At 70.0% G+C, this 22,379-nt stretch carries 22 protein-coding genes; 11 read left to right on the top strand and 11 right to left on the bottom strand.

Features of this window, described 5'->3' with window-relative positions; all coding sequences use genetic code 11:
* Positions 1–244: 244 nt before the first annotated feature.
* Complete coding sequence (locus ABEA82_RS09245; RefSeq protein WP_345660862.1) at positions 245–475, top strand: hypothetical protein; 231 nt, start codon at positions 245–247, stop codon at positions 473–475.
* Between the two features lie 66 nt (positions 476–541).
* Here the strand turns inward: ABEA82_RS09245 and ABEA82_RS09240 are convergent, their stop codons facing one another.
* From ABEA82_RS09240 to ABEA82_RS09210, 7 genes are all read right to left on the bottom strand, one after another.
* Entirely contained in the window at positions 542–895 is a 354-nt protein-coding gene (locus tag ABEA82_RS09240) for a hypothetical protein (protein ID WP_003992223.1), read from the bottom strand.
* A gap of 27 nt (positions 896–922) precedes the next feature.
* A complete protein-coding gene (locus ABEA82_RS09235) occupies positions 923–1,528 on the bottom strand; it encodes a hypothetical protein (RefSeq protein WP_345660861.1) in 606 nt (201 codons plus the stop codon).
* A gap of 31 nt (positions 1,529–1,559) precedes the next feature.
* The gene (locus tag ABEA82_RS09230) at positions 1,560–1,955 is read right to left on the bottom strand and encodes a hypothetical protein (protein ID WP_345660860.1); all 396 of its coding nucleotides are present in this window, start codon (positions 1,953–1,955) and stop codon (positions 1,560–1,562) included.
* A gap of 26 nt (positions 1,956–1,981) precedes the next feature.
* Positions 1,982–3,562, bottom strand: coding sequence for a putative T7SS-secreted protein (locus ABEA82_RS09225; RefSeq protein WP_345660859.1), 1,581 nt, complete (start codon positions 3,560–3,562; stop codon positions 1,982–1,984).
* Between the two features lie 235 nt (positions 3,563–3,797).
* Complete coding sequence (locus ABEA82_RS09220; protein ID WP_345660858.1) at positions 3,798–4,445, bottom strand: hypothetical protein; 648 nt, start codon at positions 4,443–4,445, stop codon at positions 3,798–3,800.
* 108 nt (positions 4,446–4,553) lie between these two features.
* The gene (locus ABEA82_RS09215; protein WP_345660857.1) at positions 4,554–5,624 is read right to left on the bottom strand and encodes a hypothetical protein; all 1,071 of its coding nucleotides are present in this window, start codon (positions 5,622–5,624) and stop codon (positions 4,554–4,556) included.
* Positions 5,621–6,277 (bottom strand): hypothetical protein, encoded by a 657-nt coding sequence (locus tag ABEA82_RS09210; RefSeq protein WP_345660856.1) that lies wholly within the window; start codon positions 6,275–6,277, stop codon positions 5,621–5,623. Before ABEA82_RS09210 ends, ABEA82_RS09215 begins: the two co-directional genes overlap by 4 nt.
* Positions 6,278–6,726: 449 nt before the next feature.
* Here ABEA82_RS09210 and ABEA82_RS09205 point away from each other — a divergent pair, with 449 nt between their 5' ends.
* From ABEA82_RS09205 to ABEA82_RS09185, 5 genes are all read left to right on the top strand, one after another.
* Entirely contained in the window at positions 6,727–9,624 is a 2,898-nt protein-coding gene (locus ABEA82_RS09205) for a BTAD domain-containing putative transcriptional regulator (RefSeq protein ID WP_345660855.1), read from the top strand.
* The gene (locus tag ABEA82_RS09200) at positions 9,621–10,349 is read left to right on the top strand and encodes a prepilin peptidase (RefSeq protein WP_345660854.1); all 729 of its coding nucleotides are present in this window, start codon (positions 9,621–9,623) and stop codon (positions 10,347–10,349) included. Before ABEA82_RS09205 ends, ABEA82_RS09200 begins: the two co-directional genes overlap by 4 nt.
* A 113-nt stretch (positions 10,350–10,462) precedes the next feature.
* Positions 10,463–11,506 carry a CPBP family intramembrane glutamic endopeptidase gene (locus tag ABEA82_RS09195; RefSeq protein WP_345660853.1) on the top strand — a complete coding sequence of 348 codons (1,044 nt, stop codon included), beginning with the start codon at positions 10,463–10,465 and terminating at the stop codon, positions 11,504–11,506.
* Between the two features lie 70 nt (positions 11,507–11,576).
* The gene (gene mqnC / locus ABEA82_RS09190; protein WP_345660852.1) at positions 11,577–12,776 is read left to right on the top strand and encodes a cyclic dehypoxanthinyl futalosine synthase; all 1,200 of its coding nucleotides are present in this window, start codon (positions 11,577–11,579) and stop codon (positions 12,774–12,776) included.
* Positions 12,777–12,835: 59 nt separating this feature from the next.
* Positions 12,836–13,282, top strand: a complete 447-nt coding sequence (locus ABEA82_RS09185; protein ID WP_345660851.1) for a hypothetical protein — start codon at positions 12,836–12,838, stop codon at positions 13,280–13,282.
* Between the two features lie 116 nt (positions 13,283–13,398).
* On the opposite strand, the gene ABEA82_RS09180 is transcribed toward ABEA82_RS09185, so the two are convergent.
* Positions 13,399–14,442, bottom strand: a complete 1,044-nt coding sequence (locus ABEA82_RS09180; protein ID WP_345660850.1) for a chitinase — start codon at positions 14,440–14,442, stop codon at positions 13,399–13,401.
* Between the two features lie 226 nt (positions 14,443–14,668).
* On the opposite strand from ABEA82_RS09180, the gene ABEA82_RS09175 reads away from it, so the two are divergent.
* From ABEA82_RS09175 to ABEA82_RS09160, 4 genes are read left to right on the top strand one after another with little or no spacing between them, the layout of a single operon-like run.
* The gene (locus ABEA82_RS09175; RefSeq protein ID WP_345660849.1) at positions 14,669–15,103 is read left to right on the top strand and encodes a hypothetical protein; all 435 of its coding nucleotides are present in this window, start codon (positions 14,669–14,671) and stop codon (positions 15,101–15,103) included.
* Positions 15,104–15,117: 14 nt separating this feature from the next.
* The gene (locus tag ABEA82_RS09170) at positions 15,118–17,370 is read left to right on the top strand and encodes a bifunctional polysaccharide deacetylase/glycosyltransferase family 2 protein (RefSeq protein ID WP_345660848.1); all 2,253 of its coding nucleotides are present in this window, start codon (positions 15,118–15,120) and stop codon (positions 17,368–17,370) included.
* A complete protein-coding gene (locus ABEA82_RS09165; protein WP_345660847.1) occupies positions 17,370–18,458 on the top strand; it encodes an acyltransferase family protein in 1,089 nt (362 codons plus the stop codon). Before ABEA82_RS09170 ends, ABEA82_RS09165 begins: the two co-directional genes overlap by 1 nt.
* Before the next feature lie 23 nt (positions 18,459–18,481).
* The gene (locus ABEA82_RS09160; protein WP_345660846.1) at positions 18,482–19,177 is read left to right on the top strand and encodes a demethylmenaquinone methyltransferase; all 696 of its coding nucleotides are present in this window, start codon (positions 18,482–18,484) and stop codon (positions 19,175–19,177) included.
* 13 nt (positions 19,178–19,190) lie between these two features.
* Here the strand turns inward: ABEA82_RS09160 and ABEA82_RS09155 are convergent, their stop codons facing one another.
* The gene (locus ABEA82_RS09155) at positions 19,191–19,493 is read right to left on the bottom strand and encodes a PASTA domain-containing protein (RefSeq protein WP_345660845.1); all 303 of its coding nucleotides are present in this window, start codon (positions 19,491–19,493) and stop codon (positions 19,191–19,193) included.
* Between the two features lie 110 nt (positions 19,494–19,603).
* Positions 19,604–20,134: a GNAT family N-acetyltransferase gene (locus ABEA82_RS09150; RefSeq protein WP_345660844.1), complete on the bottom strand. Its 531-nt coding sequence runs from the start codon at positions 20,132–20,134 to the stop codon at positions 19,604–19,606.
* A 98-nt stretch (positions 20,135–20,232) separates the two neighbouring features.
* Between ABEA82_RS09150 and ABEA82_RS09145 the strand changes: the two genes are divergently transcribed.
* On the top strand, positions 20,233–21,525 hold the full coding sequence (locus ABEA82_RS09145; RefSeq protein ID WP_345660843.1) for a geranylgeranyl reductase family protein: 1,293 nt from the start codon (positions 20,233–20,235) through the stop codon (positions 21,523–21,525).
* A gap of 16 nt (positions 21,526–21,541) precedes the next feature.
* Here the strand turns inward: ABEA82_RS09145 and def are convergent, their stop codons facing one another.
* Entirely contained in the window at positions 21,542–22,168 is a 627-nt protein-coding gene (gene def, locus ABEA82_RS09140; RefSeq protein WP_345660842.1) for a peptide deformylase, read from the bottom strand.
* Positions 22,169–22,379 lie beyond the last annotated feature (211 nt).

The following is a 22,379-nucleotide window of genomic DNA, read 5'->3' as shown; positions in this document are numbered from 1 at the left end:
AGAAAGCAGGGCACGGGCAGGGGGCAGCTCCCTCAGCACGTTGCGCATTGCACTGCTGTACCGCGCAACGGCGGGAAATGTGAAGGCGGTGGGCCATTCGGTGACCGAATGGCCACACTCATGAATGAGTAACCGAATCCGGCTGCCCGCTCATCACCACTGACTGGCCGACCCTTCTTCCGACGTGCTTTGATCGGTCACGCTCGAGCACTTCGAATTAATGAAACGAAGGGAACCGCCTCCCATGGCCTTCACCCCGCAGATCGAGACCGCCCAGATGTCCGACGCCGAGCTGGACACCATCGCCGGCGGCCAGGCGGGCGGCGTCGCCGCGGGTGCCGGTGCCGCAGCCGGCCTCTACGTCGAGACGACGGCCGCCGGCGTCACCACCGGTGTCGGCGGCGGCCTGGGCCTCGCCGTCTCGCCCCAGGGCGTGGCGACGGACCTGCACCTCAACGCCGGCGTCGCTTCCTGACTCCACGCGTGCGAAAGGCCCCGGATCTCCGGATCCGGGGCCTTCTCATTTCCTCCGGGCTGAGGGCTACTTGCCCCCACCCTTCCCCTTGTCGCCCTTCCCGCCCCGCTTGTCCTCGGTCTTCATGGCGTCATTGACCTTCTTGGTGAGTTCGTCATCGAGCTTCTTGAACTCACGGACCACGGCATCGGACATACTCGCCAGCGCATCGAGCTGCTGCGTGATGTCCTCGCGCCCGTCCTCCCAGTTGGACTCGAAATCATCGAGCGCGTCATTGACGCTGCCGTCACCGATGTCGTCCTTGTAGGACTCGAAAAGCTTCTTGGTGTGATTCAGACGGGTCTTGATGGAGCGCAGCCGGCGCCCATAGCCCTCCAACTCCGTGAGCGGGAGCGCGAGGTCGCTCTTGCCCTTGCTCATGTGGGTCCCCCAGCAGGTTCAGACGGCTCAGATGAAGCGGAACGTGCTTGTCACGGCGTCGAAGATGTCATGGAACGCCTCGGCCAGGTCGAGCACCGGGCTGGCTCCCGAGACGAGAACGACCTGGTCGCTGTTTCCCGGTACGGGCACGTACGTCTGGGTCAGCACCATGCGCAGCGTGCGGCTGTCTCCCTCGGCGACGGGTACGTCCTCGACACCGTACGTGCGAGCGGCCGGACCCACTTCGGGAATCTCGACGGTCGTGACCGTGCGCCAGGCGTCACCTTCGCGGTGAGGTGTGATGGTGCGCAGACTCTCGGCGATGGTACGCGGATCCGTGGACAGGGTTACACCCTGTTTGTTCCTCGCGCCGAGGGCCGAGACCGTGACCGTCGCGGACAACGGGATGCCGTCGAAGTTCTCCGCCATGCAGCCCATGTAGAGGGCTCCGGAGTCATGCGCGTCCTTGGCCATCTTGCGGAGCATGGAACTCACGTCGGCGCGATATGCAGCGAGTTCTGGCACTTCCCGGACTCGCTCATCGACAAGGGCCCTGATAGTGGCCTCGCGGCCTTCCGGACGGACGTCGAACTCCCACCAGGATTCTGGAACTGCCAGTGAGAAACTGGGCATCAGTACAACCTATCTCTTCCGGACCGCAAACCTATCCCATGTCGATTCCGAGGTCCTGTGTCGCAATTTCGACCAGCCTGGATTCGGGCACTGGCGGCGCCTCGTAGCGCAGGGCCCTGATGTGCTCAACGAACTCGTCAGGCAGCGAAAGATGATACTTGGCCACATAGTGAGGGAGGTCCTCGCGCCAGATCCAAGTACCATCAGTGAAGAGTGATCCGATTCCCGTCAGATCGGGTGCGTCGGGGTCCAGGACGTCCGGTCCCGCACTCATCTCACTCCAGATTCCGGTTCCCCTTCTGAGGTACTCGACGATTCTGTTCTCGTCCGGCTCGCCTGAGGTCCTGACGGCATCCCTGATCGAGCCGCTCTCGGCCAGTCCCCAGCCGGGAGAGAGTTCAGAGAAGAATCCTACGGGGCGAATCATCGAAACTCCTTGTGGTGCCGCGACCGTCAGACCATGGGAAGAAAAGTGAGCCACACTCCGCCGTCCCTGATGTGCGGTGTGAAGGGCCCCTCGCCGAAGCTGGGCACACCCACAGCGTTGGTAGGAGCTTTGACTGGAACTCCCAGAGAGTTTGCTATTCCTTGGATGACCTGCGGCTGGGCAGCCCCAGAATGACAGGTGAGCATCCTGATGGGCTCGCCGCTGTAGCCGGGTATTCGGTTGATCGTATCAAGGATATGGTTCGGGTGAACGGTGTGGCCACCTGCTCGCAGGCCCGCTCGGTTTGCCTCCCCTGCGAGCATGCGTCCGTCCCTCGTGCCGTGAATGATGACGTCCTGATAGCCGGGTAGGCGCTCTGCCACATCGAAGTTCCTGAGGGTGGCAGGATCGTACCCAATGGCAGTTGCCCCATCCCTGTGGTAAACGGGAATATCCGAAGGGAGAGCGTCGTCAGCCGCTCTGGTAGGTGAACTGACGCGAGGGGAGTCGGCCTTCCACCAACGACTCTTTCCCATCATACTGAAGGTCAGGAACCGGACGTCCTTCAGTGCGCGAACACTATTGCCGAGGTTCTTCAATCCGCCGCCAATGCCAGCCATGAAACCGGCACCAAGCGCTTTCAGTCCCCCGGCTTTCCAAAGCTTTCCGAGCTTGGCGAGGCTGGTGAATCCTTTGGTGGCGGGTATGCAGTCCAGTGCCGCCCATAGGAGATCGCCCCAGCCTGCTTGGCCGTTGATCACTTTTCTCATCGTGTCGGCGAGTACGACCAGGGCCGCCGCGAAGACGAGCCAGCCCAGCGGCCCGCCGATGATCATCACGATGATGCCGACGACGGTCACGACCCACTTGCAGACGGTGACGATCTCGTCCCAGTGGTCGGACACCCAGTCACCGATCTCCTCCCACCAGTGACGGTTGGGGATCCCGGCGTCGGAGGCCTCCTGCAACTGCGTGACCGTGCGGCGGGCGGCCTCCTCGCGCATCCGCTGCGCCTGGCCGGCGAGCTTCTTGGCGGCGTCGAGGGCACTCTGCGCGGTCTGGACGTCCTGCTCGGCAGCTGTCTGACGGGCCTTGGCGTGCTGCGCGTTGCGTGTGGCGCGGCGGACCTCGGCCTCGTCCGGCTTGGGGACGTCCTTGCCCCCGTTCTTCGACGGGTCGTACGAGTCGGTCTTCTCCGTCGCCGTCCGTACCCAGTCGTTGGCGCCGGACAATGCCGTTTGGGCGGTGGTGAGTTCGGCACGAGCCTTGCGCCCGTCACGCAGCGCCTTGTCGGCCTTGTCCTGAGCGGTCTCCAGGTCCGGCCAGAAGGAAGCGAGGGCGTCGCCGGCCAGGTCGTACGACTTCTTCAGCTTCCGCAGCTTCTTGGGTGCGTCCGCGAACTCCTCCGCGAACACGTCCGCCGTCTTGCCCGCCCAGGAGAGGATCTCGTCCTCTTTGGCTATGCCCTTCAGATCACGCAGGGCGTCGGCGACGTCGTCGGCGAAGTCATGCAACTCGCCCGCGAGTTTGCGGATACGTTGTGGATCGCCCGGGGTCGGGTCATGGTCCAGGTCGAGTATGTGCCAGTCCGTCGGCCTGTGCGACACGTGTGCTCCCCCGTAGCGCGTGCAACGTCTGCATCAGAACGTGGTTGGAACCTACCGCACGGCATGCTTCCACCCGCCGGCAGCCTGACCGTCGGCGCAGCTCGTAGACGGTCTTGACGCTCGAGGTCGCGTCTTGAGGTGGTTCCGGCCGGCGTCGCCCTTCGAGTTGTTCAAGGGACCGACTGCGGTCGACGGGCTGAGGCATCGGCGCCATCATCCCCCTGGTACGCGCCCCTCACCTGGAGCATTTCCCCCGCTCGGAACGCACCGACGAGTTCTGCCACACTCCCTGCTCGTTCTTCGTCAGGGAGACCGCGTAGACGACGTAGGGGTTCGTGCCGGCCGGGTTCCCCTCGACCTTGCCGGTCTTGCGGTTCCTGGTCTTCGCGTCGCTCTCGTCCGTGCAGTAGGTGAGCGCCGCTCCCTGGCCGTTCTCGGCCAGGACGACCCGGGGGTTGAAGGAGGGGAGCTTGCCGATGACGGTGAGGTTCTTGTCCGTGTAGGACTTGATCCACTCCTTGGTCTGCCCGCGGACGCCCTCGGTGTCGTAGAAGGCGACGGACTCGCTGTCGGGGTCGTTCGCGATGATCGCCGCGTAGCCGGCCCGGACTTCTTCCTCGGCGTCGTCGAGCACCGCCTGGCGGCGGGGGTCGCTGCTCGTCCAGTCCTCGAAGGTCAACTGGAAGCTGCTCGGGATGGTGATGTCAGGGCGCTTGGCGAGGGGCGGGGTGGTCGCCGAAGCCGAAGCCGACGGGCTCGAGCCTGCGTCCGCTGCCTTGGTGTCGTCCGGCGACTTGTCGTCATCCCCACCGCAGGCGCTCAGCAGTAGGGCCGCTGTCGCGGTCAGCGTGGCGGCGGTGATGGGCAGAGCGCGGCGTGCCACGGTTCGTCTCCCCCGAGGTTCGGTGCGTTCGGCGTATGCGGAAGAAAGGGCGGAAGAAAGATTGCGAGAGAGGTGGGCCTTGTGTCGCGGCCCGCCTCTCAGCTCGCGTCAGCGGTTGATCGACTGGATCTCCTGGACGTTCATGTCCTGTGTCGTCTCGAAGGTGCCGTCGGGGAGGTCGCCGCCGGTGCCGCCGGAGCCTTCCCAGGTGATCTGCCAGGTGATGCTGGCGGAGAGGTGGTACGGGGTGCCGTCGGTGGCGCGGAGGTAGCGGATGCCGCAGGGCGGGGTCCGGTCGGCGCTGCCCTTGGTGTACGGGGTGCCGATGCTGCCGTCGTCGTTGATCTCGCAGTCGCCGGAGGCGGGGAAGACCTCGGCGTCCTCGGTGCCCGGCTCCAGGTGGAGGGCGACGGGCTTGGCGGTGGTCTCCGCCCACAGGTTCGTGTTGGGGAGTTCGGCCCGGACCTTGACGTCCTTGAAGGTGCCCTTGTCCAGCCATACCCAGGTGGGCAGGTTGACCGTGGACTTGGTCTGCGGCTTCAGTTCGACCTTCGTGTCCGGGACCTTGACCTTGTCGTAGGCGTAGTCGGCGAGCGTCTCGGCCGTCGGGGCGTTCGGTACGTCGGGGATCTCGCCGGCGTCCTGCCAGAACATGACGCGTTCGCAGTCGTACGAGTCCTGGTCGCGGGCCACGCCGCGCCAGAAGTAGCCGTCCTTGCCGAGGTTGTAATCCTTGTAACCCTTGCGGGTGACCATGGATTCGTCCTCGTAGTTGTAGGCGTCCTTGCCGTCCCGGTAGTGGTCCGTCCACAGCTTCTTGCCGCCCCAGGAGGCGTGGGGGCTGACATGCCCCAGGGCGTCACTCGTCTCCGAGAACTTCTTGAGCTGCTCCGGTGTCATGACGGGCTCGTACCAGCAGGGCGGGGGTTCCCAGTTCACGTCCGTCGACGAGAGGGTGCCCTGCTTGCCGCCGACAGGGCCGCTCTTCTGGGTGACCCTGATCCTGGAGACGGCAGCGGACACTTCCTGGTCGTTCGCGTTGCCCGAAGGAGGGGGAGCGGAGGGAGAGGTGGTGTCCTGCGCGGGCCCGTCGGCGTGAGCGATGCCGCCGGTCCACAGGGCCGCGGCGGCACCCATGGCGGCACCCCAGCCCGCGGCCCGCAGTGCGGGTGTCGTCATCGGCACTGCTTCGCCTTCCCGAAGACCTCGACGTTTCCGGTCTTCCAGACCTGCGAGGAGCCGGACGGCGGGATCATGAGCAGCTTCCACGACTGGTAACTGTCCAGGCTCTCCTTGGTGCGGAGGACCTTCTTGGACTTGATCTCCCTGCCGTAGAACTTGGCCTGGTTCCTGCAGAAGGAGACGAGGATGCTCTTGCCGTTCTTCAGCGGGGTGACGTCTTCGTCGTAGTACTCGTCCGTCCCGGTGACGGTCCATCCGCCCTCGACCCAGGACTCGATCTGCGACTTGGCGTACTGCGAGGCCTGCGCGCCGGAATAGAACCGGTACGCCGGATCCTCCGGATCCTGCTCGGCGATGCCGTGCTTCAGCGCGCGGATGTAGTTCTCGGCGTCGGCGAGCGCGGCCGCCTGCTTGGTGTCGGAGGGCTTGTCGAAGTCGAAGACCAGCTTGAGGTCCTTCGGGACGCTGACGTCCGGGCGGTCGGCCGCGGCGGGGCCGGAGGCGGACGCGGAGGGGCTCTTCGATCCCCCGTCCGCTCCCTTGATGTCGTCCTGCGACGTGTCGTCGCCACCCCCGCCACACGCGGTGAGCAGAAGGGCCGCCGTCGCTGCGAACGCGGCGGTCGTGGTGGTCAGGGCGCGGCGGGCCACGGCGTCTCCCCCGAAGTTCGGCGTGTGCGACAGGGAACGAAGCTATCAGGGGCGGGAGTTGGCCCCCTGGTCGAACATGGTTGACTGTGTGGGGAGCGTGAGGAGTGTGCGTAGCGCTCGCGAAGGGTGTGACCCTGGCGGTCGGTCTTGCGGGTGAGCGCACGGGGCTACGGGGGCAAATCGGACGTCACCGGGGTCACTTCCCTCCATCCTTCGACGACCTCAAAAAGAGTCCATAAGATCTCTGTAGGCTCAGCACACCTCTCCGCTCACAGCTCGCCTCACGGCACTCCACACACGACCCCAGGACACCCGCCATGCCACGACGCCGCACCTCAAGCTCGTCAAGCTCGACGGGAAGTACGGGAAGTACGACGGGAAGTACGACGGGAAGCAGCCCGGGCAGTTCGACGGGGACGACGGTCCCGAGGAATCGGACGCCGCAGCCGGTGCGGATCCGGCGGCGGTCGTTCGGGGACTTCGTCAAGGCGTTCCTCGCGTTCGTCGCGCTCGCCGTGCTGCTCGTCGGCGTGCCGGGCGCGCTGGCCACGCAGATCGGGTGGCCGCTGCCGAACGGGGTGCCCAGCCTCGACTGGTTGCAGCAAGAGATCACCGTCCACACGTTCCTGAACATCCTCACCGTCGTCGTGTGGCTCGCGTGGGCCCAGTTCACCGCCTGCGTGCTCGTGGAGATGAAGGCCGCGCTGTCCGGCGTCGGCGTGCCGGGGCGGGTTCCGGGGGCCGGGCCCAGTCAGCTGCTCGCCCGGCAGCTCGTCGCGGCACTGCTGCTCGTCGGTGCCACCGCCGCCAGCTTCACGCCCGGGCTGTCGCAGCTCGGGCAGAGCGGCTACGACGCCAACCAGAGGCCCACCGTCGCCGCGGCCCAGCAGACGCCGGGTCTCTTCGCCCAGCAGCAGGAGCAGGCCGCCGGTGCCGCGTCCGCCCTCGCCGAGCAGGCCTCGCACGCCGCCGCCCACGCCGACGCCGGCGGCAGCACCGCCAAGCAGGGCGACACGAAGTACTACCGGATCCAGCCGCCCGAGGGGCGTCACCACGACTCCCTCTGGGAGATAGCGGACCGGCACCTCGGTGACGGGCGTCGCTACAAGGAGATCTTCGAGCTCAACAAGGACCGCATCCAGCCGGACGGGTCCAAGCTCTCCGAGGCCAGCCTCATCCGGCCCGGGTGGATCATGGAGATGCCGGGCGACGCCCGCGGCGGCGAGCTCGTCGAGATGCCCGCCGAGGCGCCCAACGTCTCGCCGGACGTGCAGCAGCAGATCTCCGACTACGCCCAGACCGGAGATCACGCCCAAGGCGGAGGCGGTGCCCAGGGCGGCGGCGGACACGAGCAGGCCGGTGGCGGTGCCGCCCAGGTGTCCCTCCCGGACCAGCAGCGGCCCGCCCCCGACTCCGGTCACCAGCAGGTCACCGGTGTCGACGCCGAGTCGGACAGCTCCTTCGGCCTCCCCGAAGCCCTCCTCGCCGCCCCCCTGCTCGCCGCCGGCCTCCTCGGTGCCCTGGGGCGCCGGCGCCGGCAGGCGCTGTGGCAGTCGGCGTTCGGGTCCGTCGGCGGACGGCGCGGTATGGAACCGCCCACGCCGACCGGGGACGCCCAGGACGTCCAGGACGCGCTGCTCGTCGGCGCCGACCCCGAGGGCGTACGGCTGCTCGACCGGAGCCTGCGCGGTCTCGCCGCCTCCCTCGCCGAGGAGTCGCGGGCCCTGCCGGTCGTGTACGCCGCCTGGCTGAGCAACGGCGACCTGCACCTCCAGCTCGCCCAGCCCGCCGGGAAGCCGCCCGCCCCCTGGCAGCAGGGGCAGGACCAGACCTTCTGGATGCTGGCCCGGGCGGACGCCGAGCGCTACGAGGACGACGTCGACACGGCCGCGCCCTACCCGGGGCTCGTCAGCCTCGGCACCATGGACGACTCGCGGCTGCTGCTCAACCTGGAGGCGGTGCCCGGCATCGTCTCGCTCTCCGGCCGGGAGGCCGACCGGGCCGCCGTCTTCGCGTCCGTCGCCGCCGAGTTGGCGACCAACGGCTGGTCCGACCGCATGACCATCACGCTCGTCGGCTTCGGGGAGGACCTCACCCCGCTCGCGCCGAACCGGATCCGGCACCTCGAGGACGTCGAGGCGCTCGTCGAGACCATGGAGGCCGAGACGCGGCAGCGGCGGGGCGCGCTCGGAGCCGCCGGGCACGACTCCGTCCTCACCGGCCGTACCGGGCCCGCCCAGCACACCCGCTGGGCCCCGCACCTCGTCCTGCTCGCCGCTCAGCCGTCCGCCGAGGACGCCGTCAAGCTCGCCGAACTCGCCGCCGACGCCGGCCGGCTCGGCATCGGCTACCTCGTCGGCACCGAGACCGGCGACCTGCCGGGCGCCGCCTGGGAGATGGAGATCACCGGGCAGGGCAAGCTGCTCGCGCCGCTCCTCGGGCTGGAGCTCGACGCCCAGTTGCTGCCCACCGCCCAACAGCGTGCCGTGGTCGAGCTGTTCGTCGAGGCCGACCCCGAGCGCGAGGCCGACGGGCCCGCGACCGCCCCGCCGTTCCTCGTCGACATCAGCGAGCAGGGGCGGCCGGCCGTCTACGCCCGGCTCGTCGGGCCGTACGAGATCATCGGGCTCGACACCCCGGACGGGGAGCGCAGCGCTCTGCTCCACGAGGCGCTCGCCCTGCTGCTCCTGCACCGCGAGGGCGTGCACCCGCGCGTGCTGTCCTCCGCGCTGTGGCCGCGCGGCGTCACCGACGACGTACGGGACGCCCTGCTGGACCGGCTGCGCGACTGGCTCGGCGCCGACCCCGACGGCACGCCCCGCCTCGGCAGGGACGGCACCGGGCGGCTCACCCTCGCCAAGTCCGTCGTCTCCGACCTGGATGTGCTGCGGTCGCTCTACCACGAGGCCACGCAGGGCAGCGGGGCCGGCAGCCGGGCCGTGCGCGGGCGGCTGCTCACCGACGCGCTCGTGCTGGTGCGCGGGCCGCTGCTCGCCGACCGGCCGGAGGGCCGCTACCGGTGGCTCGGCCACGAGATCGTCGACGCCCAGTTGCCGCTGCTGGTCGCGGACACCGGGCTCGCGTTGTGCGAGTTCCACATGGAGAAGAACCGGGCGGAGAAGGCCATCGAGGCCCTCAACGCGGCCCTGCGCACGGCCCCGGCCGACGAGCGGCTGTGGCACGAGCTGCTGCGCGCCACCCACGCCACCGGTGACACGGACCGGCTGACCGGGCTCGCCACCGACCTCATCGGCCGCAGCGGGGCCCGTGGTCTGCCGCCGCGCACCGAGGCACTGCTCGACGAGCTGCTGCCGACGTGGCGTGACGCGATCGCCGCGGTGGGATGAACACCGGGCTGCTCGTTCTCGCCGCCGCGCTGTGGGGTGCGGCGGCGGGCGCGTTCCTGCCGCGCGCGGCCTACCGGTTCTCGGCCCCCGCGGGGGAGCCGTGGCGCCGGGCCTGCCCCGACGGCCATGCCCTCAAGGGCTGGCTGGGACGTGCCGCGTGCGCTGAGTGCGAGGGCGGCGGACACGGGCCGCGTACGACACCACTGGTGAGCGTCACGGCCCTCGTCTGCGCCGCTCTCGCCGCCGCCACCGGCACCCGGCCCGAGCTCGGCGTCTGGCTGCTGCTCGCGCCCGTCGGGGTCCTGCTCACGGTCGTCGACTTCCGCGTACGGCGGCTGCCCGACCCGCTCACCCTCCCGTTCGCCGGGGCCGCACTGGCCCTGCTCGGCCTCACCGCACTCGTGCCCGAGCACGCGGGGCACTGGACGACCGCGCTGCTCGGCTCCCTCGCCCTGGGCGGCGGCTACTTCGTCCTGTTCCTCATCAACCCCGCGGGGATGGGCTTCGGCGACGTCAAACTCGCCCTGGGCACGGGAGCGGTACTGGGCTGGTACGGCTGGCCGACGGTGATGCTCGGCACCTTCGCCGGGTTCCTGCTGGGCGCGCTGTACGGCGGCGCCCTGGTCGTGGCACGGCGAGCCTCACGCAAGACGGCGATCGCGTTCGGGCCGTTCCTGATCGCGGGTGCGTTCCTGGGGCTGCTCGTCGGCGCGTACACAGCCTGACCCCGGCCTGGTCGCCACTCCGGTTCAGGACAGCGGATCACCCCTGGGGCTGAATCCGTACTCATGCTGAGGGCGGACGTCGGAGGTCTGCCCCGGTTGTCATGATGCTGATCATGTCAACCGCGTTCCCGCCGCCCGACCCCACCGGCGTCCCCTACCACCGCCTGGACCGCACCACGGGTCGTCACCGCTGGTGGCGACCCGTGGTCGGGGGACTGCTGTTCTTCGGCGCCTACCTCGTGCTGCTCGTCGTGCTGTTGGCCGGCTCCGAGGTGCTCGGGATGGTGGCCGGATTGCCGGAGACGTCGGACGGCGTCGACCTGGGGCCTCTCGGCAGCACGGCGATGGACCTGGTGTCCATCGCCCTGGCCCTGCCGCTGGTGCTGCTGGTCGTGCTGTGGCCGGGGCGGCGGGCGGTCGGCACCGTGTCGTCGGTCACCGGGCGGTTGCGGATCGGCTGGCTGGGGTGGTGTCTGCTGGCCGCCACGCCCCCCATCCTCCTGCTGACGGTGACGGCCTTCTTCCTGCCGGGCAGCGGTGACTCCGACGTGTGGGTGGGCTGGCGTTCGTTCCTGGTCTCCCTGGCCGTGCTGGCGCTCCTCGTCCCGCTCCAGGCCGCCGCCGAGGAGTACGTCTTCCGAGGCTGGCTGACCCAGGCGGTCGGTGCCTTCGTGCGCTCTGCTTGGTTCGCCGTGCTCCCGCAGGCCGTGCTGTTCGCCGCCGCCCACGGCTGGGGCACCCGGTGGGGCTTCATCGGCCTGACGGTGTCCGGAATCGTCTCGGGGCTGCTGACGATCCGCACGGGCGGGCTGGAAGCGGCCATCGCCCTGCACGTGATGAACAACCTGCTGGCCTTCGGTGTCTCAGCGGCGGTCGTCGACGGCCTGGCCTCGGACGAGACGGCGGCCGACGCGCCCTGGCAGCTGGCCCTCGCGGCCATGGCCACGGATCTGCTCTACGCGGCGATCGTCCTGTGGCTCGCCCGCCGCCGCACACCACAGCGGCTCTCACCCCCGGTGATGCCGCAGCATCCCCCGCACCCCCATGCCCCGTACCCGTACCCGCCGTACCCGCAGTCCGCGTACCCCCCGTACCCGCAGCCCCCGTACCCGCCGCCCCCGTACCCGGGCGCCTCCGACCCCGCCCGCACGGCCTGACGTCAGGGCCTGCGATCTCCTGGCGTACGCTGGGCTGGTCCGTCCACAACCCTTACGAAAGGGACGCCCGGTGACCGAGAAGGCCGACCTTCAGCCCATCCTCGACCGTGCAGCCGCCGGTGGGCGGATCACCCCCGACGAGGCGCTCGCGCTGTACCGGGACGCCCCGTTGCACGCGCTGGGCGCCGCCGCCGACGCCGTACGCCGCCGCAGGTACGCGGGCACCGAGCACATCGCGACGTACATCATCGAGCGCAACATCAACTACACGAACGTCTGCGTCACGGCCTGCCGCTTCTGCGCCTTCTACGCCGCCCCCAAGGACACCGACAAGGGCTGGACCCGCGACCTGGACGACATCCTGCGCCGCTGCGCCGAGACGGTCGAGCTGGGCGGCACGCAGATCATGTTCCAGGGCGGGCACCACCCGGACTACGGCGTCGAGTACTACGAGAAGCACTTCTCCGCCATCAAGCAGGCCTTCCCGCAACTGGTCATCCACAGCCTGGGAGCGTCCGAGGTCGAGCACATGGCCCGGATCTCGAAGGTGTCGGTCGAGGAGGCCATCCGGCGCATCCACGCCGCCGGGCTCGACTCCTTCGCCGGCGCCGGTGCCGAGCTGCTGCCGGAGCGGCCCCGCAAGGCCATCGCCCCGCTGAAGGAGTCCGGCGAGCGCTGGCTGGAGATCATGGAGATCGCGCACGGCCTGGGCGTGGAGTCCACGTCGACCATGCTCATGGGCACCGGCGAGACCAACGCCGAGCGCATCGAGCACCTGCGGATGATCCGCGACGTCCAGGACCGCACGGGCGGCTTCCGCGCCTTCATCCCGTACACCTACCAGCCCGAGAACAACCACCTGAAGGGCCGGACGCAGGCGACCCTCTTCGAATACCTGCGGATGATCGCGATCGCCCGCCTGTTCATGGACAACATCGCCCACATCCAGGGCTCGTGGCTGACCACGGGCAAGGAGATCGGGCAGCTCTCCCTGCACTACGGCGCCGATGACCTCGGCTCGATCATGCTGGAGGAGAACGTCGTCTCCTCCGCCGGCGCCAAGCACCGGTCCAACCGGATGGAGATCATCGACCTGATCCGGAAGGCCGGGCGGGTGCCCGCGCAGCGGTCGACCACGTACGAGCACCTCGTCGTCCACGACGACCCGGCGAACGACCCCGTCGACGACCGCGTGGTCTCGCACTTCTCGTCCACGGCCATCGAGGGCGGCACGGCTCACCCCGAGCTGAAGCTGCTCGCCCCCAACTGAGCCGCACCGGCCGAGTCGCCCCTACTGATCCACCTCAACCGATCGGCAGCGCAGCAGAGTTGGAGACCATTCACACGGCCGAAGCGGTCCGCATCACCTGGGACTCCGATCCCGTCAAGGGCGGTGCGGTGGTCGTCGGGCGGGACCGGATCGGTGCTGTCGGGAAACTCGACGACGTGCGCGAGGCGTTCCCGAAGGCACGGGTGCGCCGCTGGCCGGGCACCCTCGGCCCCGCCCGCGTCCACGAGGGCCCGCTCCCGGACGCCCCGAGCCCGCGCGAACGCGTCCACGCGGTGCTGAAGCTCGGTGCGACGGCGGTCCTGGAGGAGTACGTCGACTCGGCCGAACTCCGGTCCGCCGCCGAGCGCAACGACGTCGTCGTGCTGTCGCGTGCGCGCAACACCGCGATCGTCCTGACCGGCCGCGCCGACCTCGCCGTGTACGACGAGGCGGGGGAGTGCGTCGCGACGGTGTGCGCGGGGCGGCTCGTGCACCGGCGCCGTTGAGCGGGCGGCTCGTGCACCGGCGCCGCTGAGCGGGCGGTCTCCGGGAGCGGCGCCGTTGAGCGGGCGGTCTCCGGGAGCGGGTGGCAGGTGGAAGGTGGCGGGTAGTGGATAGCGGGTCAGCCCGCGAACTCCTCCCCGAACGCCCCCGAACTCTGCTTCACCCCACTGCAGTCGGTCGCCGCCCGGTCGGTCGCGGTGCCCTTCGCGCAACTCCGGTCCCGGGCCGTCGACCACATCGACACCCACCCGACACCCTTCTCCTCGGCGAAGGCACGGACCTCGGCCGCGTCGGCCAGCGTGAAGGTCTCGCCGGCGACGTCGTTGACGCCGATCATCGAGGTGAGCGCCATGCCCCGCCACGCCTGCGCGTCCGACGTGCCGAAGACCTTCTTCAGCTGGGTGTGCGCGGCCTTGGCCGCGGTGAGGGCGTAGCCGCCCATGTCACCGTCGTAGGACTCGCCGTAGTTCATCGTCATCAGGTTGACCGTGCCGACCTCGACGCCGTTGTTGTTGGCGGAGCCGAGCAGCGCCAGGCTGTTCTTGTCCAGGCCGGAGGGCATGACCGGGAGCGTGAAAGAGACCTCCAGGTCCGCGCGTTCCTTCTGGAGCAGCGCGATCGCCTCCGAACGGACCTCCATGGAGGCGGAGTCGGCGAGGTCGTCGCCCTCCACGTCGAAGTCGGCCCGGGTGGCACCGGCCGCGTCGAGTGCCGCGCCGTAGGCCGCCGCCAGGTCCGGCGCGCTGTCGCAGGCCGCCGCGAGTTCCTCGCCGGAGGCGCCGCCGAAGGAGACCCGGACCTGGCCGCCGTCCTTCTTGAGCGCGGCGACACGGGACTTCACCGCCGCGTCGCCGATGGCGTGCGTGCCGTTCCAGCGCGGGGTGCAGTCGCCGCCGTCGGCTATGACGAAGGCCAGGTTGTACGTGGTGGGGGAGCCGGCGGAGTCGGTACCGGCGGCTTCCGTGGCGCTGACGTACGGGGCGTACGACGTGCCGGCCGCGGCGGGGGACGAGGCGCCGGGCGCAGCGGCTGACGAACTGCCGGGCGCGGCCGATATCGAGGGTGCCGGGCGTGCCGCCTCGCCCTGTTCGGAGCACGCGGTGGTGGCCAGGGCGATCAGGCAGCCCAGTCCGACCGCCACCGGCTTCCGGTAACTCCGCATGAAGCACACTCCCGTTCTCGTGAGGTCACAAGGGTCCAGGCCACAAGGGTGTAAACCCCTAGTACGTTTCCCGGCAGCAAACGTCTCACGATGCTGGGCCATCACGGCGCGTTGTGCGGGCGTTCGCGAGAACTCTCAGAGAAAGGACAGGTTGACTCTTTTCTCATGGGTCTCTCACATGAAAACCCGAGTTTAGAGCACATAAAGGCATCCTAATGTCCGGGGAATGCATTCCGAGCCTGCCATCGAAAGCCGCCCCACGCGCGGTCGCCGCCGCAAACGCGGCAACGGATCCGCCGAAGGGCCCGTGTTCGTTGACAACTCCGGACGCCGCGCCAGGCTGCTGCGCCGGTGCGGCCTCCTGCTGGGGGCCGTCTGCGTCGGCTACGCGGCCGTGCTCGGCGCGGCCTTCATGGGGTGGGGGACCTCGCTGACGCCTTCGCAGTTGCTTCCGTTCGCGGGCGCCGGTCCCGTGGGCGGCCGGCCGCAGGGCGGGGGCCCCGGCGGCCCGGGCGGCGCCCCGCCGAGCGGCGTCCCGTCCGCCCCGCCCCAGGTCGCCGGAGACGGCCCCGCCGGTCGCACCGCGACCCCGTCCGCCCCCGCCGACGCCACGGCCCCGTCCGCTTCCGCCTCGGCCTCCGCCGTCGCGGTCGCCGACTGAGCGGGGGCCGTCCGATGGCCACGACCACCCCCTCGCGCGGCCGCCGCCGCGCCCCGTCCCGGATGGAGCGGGCCGCCGGCAAGGCCGCCGCGCTGCAGAAACCGCGCGTCATCCTCGCCCTGCTGCTCCTGCTCGCACTGGTCTGCGTGATGCTGCTCGACGGCTATCTGCGCGCCGAGGTCGGCGGCGACCAGCGGGTGCGCACCGGGGCCGGCTCCAGCGACGTCCCCGACGACGTCCTGGACGGCGGGCCGATCCTCACCTTCCGCGGCGGACAGGCCACCACCGTCTCCGTCCCGGACAAGACCATCGCGCTCACCTTCGACGACGGCCCCAACCCGACCTGGACGCCCCAGGTCCTGGCGATCCTCGAGAAGTACGACGTGCCCGCCACGTTCTTCCTGGTCGGCTCGATGGTGTCGCGGTACCCGGGGATCGTGCGGGACATGGTCGAGCAGGGCGAGGAGGTGGGGATCCACACCTTCACGCACGTCGACCTGTCGTACCAGAGCGACGCCCGCGTCCGGCGCGAGATGGAGCAGACGCAGCTGGCGCTGGCGGGCGCGGCCGGCATCACGACCACCCTGTTCCGGGCGCCGTACTCCTCGGAGACCGACGCCATCGACAACTACAGCTGGCCCGTCTACAAGAAGCTCGGCCAGGACGGCTACACCAGCGTCTTCGTCGACACCGACAGTGACGACTGGAAGCGGCCGGGCGTCTCGAAGATCGTCCAGTGGGCGACGCCGAAGAAGAACGAGGGGGCCTCGGTCCTCTTCCACGACGCGGGCGGGGAGCGTGCGCAGACGATCGCCGCGCTGCCGGAGTACATCGAGAAGATGCGGGCGAAGGGGTACACCTTCACCACGATCAGCGGCGTCCAACAGCAACAGCAACAGCAAGAGCGACAGCAGCAGCAACAACAACAGCGACAGGCCCCGGCCGGAGTGCCTCAGGCCGGGGGGACCCGCCTCCAGGCCGCCCACCGCGAGGCCACCGGCGCCCTCCTCTACGAGGGCAAGGCCCTGGTCGCCGCCGTCGCCGTCGCCGAGTGGGCGGTGCCGGTGCTCTCCGTCGGCCTCCTGGTGGTCGGCGCGGCCGTCATGGGCCGCTTCGGGATGATGCTCGTGCTCGCCCGCCGCCACTACCGGCATCGCAACAGGCGCCGCTTCAGCTGGGGGCCGACGGTCACCCGGCCGGTGAGCGTGATCGTCCCGGCGTACAACGAGAAGGAGTGCATCGCCAACACCCTCGACTCGCTGGCGCGGAGCACGCACCCGATCGAGATCATCGTCGTGGACGACGGCTCGACGGACGGCACGGCGGACATCGCCGAGTCGCTGGGCATGCCGAACGTGCGGGTGATCCGCCAGGCCAACGCGGGCAAGCCGGCCGCGCTCAACAACGGGGTGCGGCACGCCGCCCACGACATCGTCGTGATGATGGACGGCGACACCGTCTTCGAGCCGGACACCGTGGGGCAGCTCGTCCAGCCCTTCGCCGACCCGGAGGTCGGCGCCGTCGCGGGCAACGCCAAGGTCGGCAACCGCACCACCGTCATCGGCGCCTGGCAGCACATCGAGTACGTGATGGGCTTCAACCTCGACCGGCGCATGTACGACCTGCTGCGCTGCATGCCCACCATCCCGGGCGCGATCGGCGCGTTCCGCCGCGAGGCCGTGCTCCAGGTCGGCGGCATGAGCGAGGACACCCTCGCCGAGGACACCGACATCACCATCGCCATGCACCGGGCCGGGTGGCGGGTCGTCTACCAGGAGCACGCGCGCGCGTGGACCGAGGCGCCGGGTTCGCTGGGGCAGCTGTGGTCCCAGCGCTACCGCTGGTCCTACGGCACCATGCAGGCGCTGTGGAAACACCGCAAGTCCCTCACGGACAAGGGGCCTTCGGGGCGCTTCGGACGGGTCGGCATGCCGCTGGTGGTGCTGTTCCAGATCGTCACGCCGGTCTTCGCGCCGCTCATCGACGTGTTCACCCTCTACTCGATGATCTTCATCGACCTGAAGGCCGCCCTGCTCGCCTGGTGCGCGGTGCTCGGCGTCCAGCTCCTGTGCGCGGCCTACGCCTTCCGCCTGGACCGCGAGAAGTACCGCTACCTGCTGATGATGCCGCTCCAGCAGCTGGCCTACCGGCAGATGATGTACCTCGTCCTCATCCACTCCTGCGTCACCGCCCTCACCGGCGGCCGGCTGCGCTGGCAGAAGCTGAAGCGGACCGGCGAGGTCGGCACCCCGGCGGGGGCGAGCTGATGGGGGCGCACAGCAGGGTCGCGGTCGCGGTCGCGGACCCGCCCCGTCAGGCGCCGGCGACCCGCGACCGCTACTTCGACACGCTCCGCGCGGTCGCCCTCGTCCGAGTCGTCGCCTATCACACCTTCGGGTGGGCCTGGGCCGGGCTGGTCTTCCCCTCCATGGGGGTGATGTTCGGCCTGGCCGGCACCCTGATGGCGAGATCGCTGGAGCGCCCCGCGCCCACGGTGATCAGGAGCCGTGTCCGCCGGCTGCTGCCGCCCTTCTGGTTCTGGGGCGTGTTCGTCGTCGGCGCGATGCTGGTGCGCGGCTGGATGCCGGGATGGCAGATCGTCTACTGGGTGGTGCCGCTCGGCGACCCGCCGGGCAGCGCGTGGGGCGAGCAGGCCTGGGAGATCCTCTGGTACCTGCGGACGTACCTGTGGTTCGTGCTGCTCTCCCCGCTCCTGCTGAGGGCGTTCCGGCTCGCGCCGGTCCCGGTCCTGCTGGCGTCCCTCGCCCCGGTCGTCGCCCTCACCTACGCCTGGCAGCCGCCGGACGGCCGCTTCGGCAGCGCGCTCACGGACCTGGCGACGTTCCTGTGCTGCTGGCTCCTCGGCTTCGCGCACCACGACGGCGTCCTCGCCCGGCTGAAGCCCGCCGCGCTGGTCCCGCTCGCGCTGGGCGCCCTGGCGTACGGCGGCTGGTACGCCCTCGCGCACCAGGCCGAGTACGGCACGTACGACCTCGACGAGAACCCGCTCGCGCAGGCGTTCTGGTCGGCGGGGTTCGTGACGCTGCTGATGTACGCCAAGGCCCGCTTCCGGACCGACTTCGCGGGGCTCGCCCGCTTCCGGGGGCCGGACCGGCTCGTGACCGTGTTCAACGCCCGGGCCGTCACGATCTACCTCTGGCACGAGATCGCGCTGGTCCTCGCCGTGCCGCTGATCGACCAGTTCTGGAAGGTGCCCGCCTTCGAGACGTATCTGCCGCTGGACAGCCAGTGGTTCCTGTTCGGCGTGGGCTGGGTGCTGATCGCGCTGTTCGTGCTGCTGTGCGGGTGGGTGGAGGACGTGGCGGCACGGAGGAAGCCGAGGCTCCTGCCCTGAGGCCGTACTGCAAGAATGGGCCCGTGACCCGCGCATCCCTGGACAAGCAGCCGCACGAAGTCGCCTCGATGTTCGACGACGTGGCGGAACGGTACGACCTGACCAACGACGTGCTGTCCCTCGGCCAGGACCGGCGATGGCGCAAGGAGGTCGCCAAGGCGGTCGACGCGCGCCCCGCGCAGAAGATCCTCGACCTGGCGGCGGGCACGGGCACCTCCTCGCTGCCCTTCGCCCGGACCGGCGCCTACGTCGTCCCCTGCGACTTCTCCCAGGGCATGCTCCAGGTCGGCAAGCAGCGGCAGCCCTGGCTGCCCTACACCGCAGGCGACGCGACGCGGCTGCCCTTCAAGGACGGCACCTTCGACGCCGTCACCATCTCCTTCGGGCTGCGCAACGTGCAGGACACGGACGCCGCCCTGCGCGAGATGCAGCGGGTGACCCGGCCCGGCGGGCGGATCGTGATCTGCGAGTTCTCGCACCCGACCTGGGCGCCCTTCCGCACCGTCTACACCGAGTACCTGATGCGCGCCCTGCCGCCGGTCGCCCGGGCCGTGTCCTCCAACCCCGACGCCTACGTCTACCTCGCCGAGTCCATCCGCGCCTGGCCCGACCAGCCCGCGCTCGCGGAGCGGCTGGGCAAGGCCGGCTGGTCGCGGGTGGCCTGGCGCAACCTGAGCGGCGGGATCGTCGCCCTGCACCGGGGCTTCAAGGAGAGCTGACCCCCGCGGGCCCTCACGGCGAGCTGGGGACCATGTACGGCTCGTCCAGCTCTCGCTGGAGTCCGCCCCGGGGCGGTCGGGGGATCCGCGGCTCGTGCACGCCCCCGCCGCCCTCGCCGGGGCCGAAGTCGAACCACACGTAGACCATCGAGTCGCGCGGCACCGCGGCCCCGGGGTGCGGGTACTGGCGGACGACGTAGTCGACGACGGCGAGATGGAAGTCCGGCCGGTCCGGTGCGTTGAGGAACAGGCCTTGCGCCCGGGCCGTCTCCCTCGCGTCCACGGCCATCAGGCCGACCAGACGCGGTACATGCACTTCGGGTGTATTGCGGGATATCTGCACAGATGTCACCCCCAGCGGTACTGGAAGGGTAACTCCGGCTCCGGACCGGCCGGAAGCGACATGTGTCTTTCTGTGACAGTCGACTACGCAGCGTCAGCGGACGGTCGCTGGAGGTCGAGGCGGTAGCAGTGTCCCGTCCGCTCCGAGGCCGGCGTCGTGAACGTCTCGGCCAGGCGCATGCCCAGCCGCTGTGCGACCGCCACGGACCGGGTGTTGCGGGCGTCGATCATCGCCACCACGCCCGGTACGCCGGCACCCCGCATCCGCTCCAGAGTCTGCCGCGCGGCGGCGGTGACGTACCCCTTGCCCCAGTGCTCCCGGCCGAGCCGCCAGCCGATCTCGATCTCGCCCGCCGGGCCCCAGCTCCGCTCCCAGGGCTGGGCCCCGGTGAAGCCGATGACCTGTCCGGAGCCGTCGAGCACGGTCCACAGGCAGAAGCCGAGCTCCGCGTCGTGCCGCCGCTGACGGGCGGTGAGTTCCTCGTAGACCGACAGCTCGGCGGACCTGCCGCCGTGGAACTCCATGACCTCCGGGTCGTCGAAGATCCGGTGCCAGTCGAACGCGTCCTCGTGGGTGGGGACACGGAGCCGTACAGCGGGGAGAGCTCGGTTCACGGAGGCAGCCCTTCAGCCGGGTGACGAGTGCTGCTGCATAGACTGCCCATGTCCAGTGCCGGTCGGCACCAGATTTCGAACCTTGGGGAGATCCCGCCGTGACCGACGTGACCGAGCCCCTCTCCGAGAACACCGCCGACGTGATCGTCGTGGGCGCGGGGCCGGCCGGCTCCACCACCGCCTACCACCTCGCCAAGGCGGGACTCGACGTCCTCCTCCTGGAGAAGACCGCGTTCCCGCGCGAGAAGGTCTGCGGCGACGGCCTCACCCCGCGTGCCGTCAAGCAGTTGGTGGCCATGGGCATCGACATCTCGGAAGAGGCCGGCTGGCTGCGCAACAAGGGCCTCAGGATCATCGGCGGCGGGGTGCGGCTCCAGCTCGACTGGCCGGATCTCGCCTCCTTCCCCGACTACGGCCTCGTCCGCAAGCGCGACGACTTCGACGAGCAGCTCGCCCGGCAGGCCCAGAAGGCGGGCGCCCGGCTGTACGAGCGCTGCAACGTGGGCGCGCCGGTCGTCGACGACCGCACGGGCCGCATCACCGGCGTGCACGCCAAGCTCGGCGAGGACAAGCGCGAGGTCACCTTCCACGCGCCGCTCGTCGTGGCCGCCGACGGCAACTCCACCCGGCTGTCCCTCGCGATGGGCCTGCACCGCCGCGAGGACCGCCCGATGGGTGTCGCGGTGCGGACGTACTTCACCAGCCCGCGGCACGAGGACGACTACCTGGAGTCCTGGCTCGAACTGTGGGACCGCCGCGGCCCCGAGGACCGTCTGCTGCCCGGCTACGGCTGGATCTTCGGCATGGGCGACGGCACCTCCAACGTCGGCCTGGGCGTGCTCAACACCTCCGACTCCTTCAAGGAACTGGACTGGCGCGAGGTCCTGAAGGCCTGGTGCGCGTCCATGCCGGAGGACTGGGGCTACACCCCCGACAACATGACCGGCCCCATCCGCGGCGCCGCCCTGCCCATGGCCTTCAACCGCCAGCCTCACTACACGAAGGGGCTGTTGCTGGTCGGCGACGCCGGCGGCCTGGTGAACCCCTTCAACGGCGAGGGCATCGCCTACGCCATGGAGTCCGGCCAGATCGCCGCCGACGTCATCGTCCAGGCCCACGCGCGGTCGACACCGGCCGGCCGCGAGCTGGCCCTCCAGCGCTACCCGCGCGTGCTCAAGGACACCTACGGCGGCTACTACACGCTCGGCCGCGCCTTCGTGAAGCTCATCGGCAACCCGAAGGTCATGCAGATCGCCACGCAGCGCGGTCTCACGCACCCCCTGCTGATGAAGTTCACGCTGAAGCTCCTCGCGAACCTCACCGACCCGACCGGCGGCGACGCGATGGACCGCATCATCAACGGCCTGAGCAAGGTGGCGCCGAAGGCCTGACCAGACTCCGGGTCTCTCAGGCGCTGAGCGCCCCGATGCGGGCGGCCCGGCGCGCGAGCACCTCGTCGCGCCGGTCCGCCATCTGCCGCAGAGCCTCCTTGCGTTCCCGCCCGGACAGCCGGTCCAGGTACACCTGGCCGTTCACATGGTCGGTCTCGTGCGCCAGGCAGCGCGCGAAGTAGCCGGTGCCCTCTATGACGAGCGGTTCGCCGTCCCTGTCGAACCCATGGACGACGGCCCGGTCCGGGCGCGGTACGTCCATCACGGCGCCGGGGACGGAGAGGCAGCCCTCCGAGTCGTCGAGAAGCCTCCTGCGCGAGGCGTCGAGCGGTTCCAGGACCGGGTTGACGACGTGCCCGACGTGCCGCACCCCGTCGTCGTCCGGGCAGTCGTAGACGAACAGCCGCAGATCTACCCCGACCTGGTTCGCGGCGAGCCCGGCTCCGTCCGCGATGTACATCGTCAGGAACATGTCGTCGATGAGCGCGGCGAGGTCCGGGCCGAACTCGGTGACGTCCCGGCACGGCTTGTGCAGGACCTCCTCACCGGCCTCGGTGATCCGCCGGACCTTGCCGTGCCGGGCCTCGGGCGCATGCCGGGGGTAGGAGTCGACGGGCCGTCCTTGCACGAAGACGCTGGGCATTCTGCTCTCCTCGGGTGTCCGGTGTGAGTGACCGGCACTCATCACAACAGAACCCGGGTGGCCGTCCCAGGAGGAGTCCGGCCACACCGGCCGTCCCCGGAAGGGGCCAGAAGGCCGTCTGGGCCCTGCGCGACGGATCGGCTCGTCCCCGGGCACCCGTCGGCCCCGAAAGGCCGGGAGACGGCCGCGAGGACGGCAGGAAGGGGGGGGC

Source organism: Streptomyces venetus, from assembly GCF_039540295.1.
Classification (GTDB): Bacteria; Actinomycetota; Actinomycetes; order Streptomycetales; family Streptomycetaceae; genus Streptomyces; species Streptomyces venetus.
This window is presented reverse-complemented; position numbering and strand designations above follow the sequence as displayed.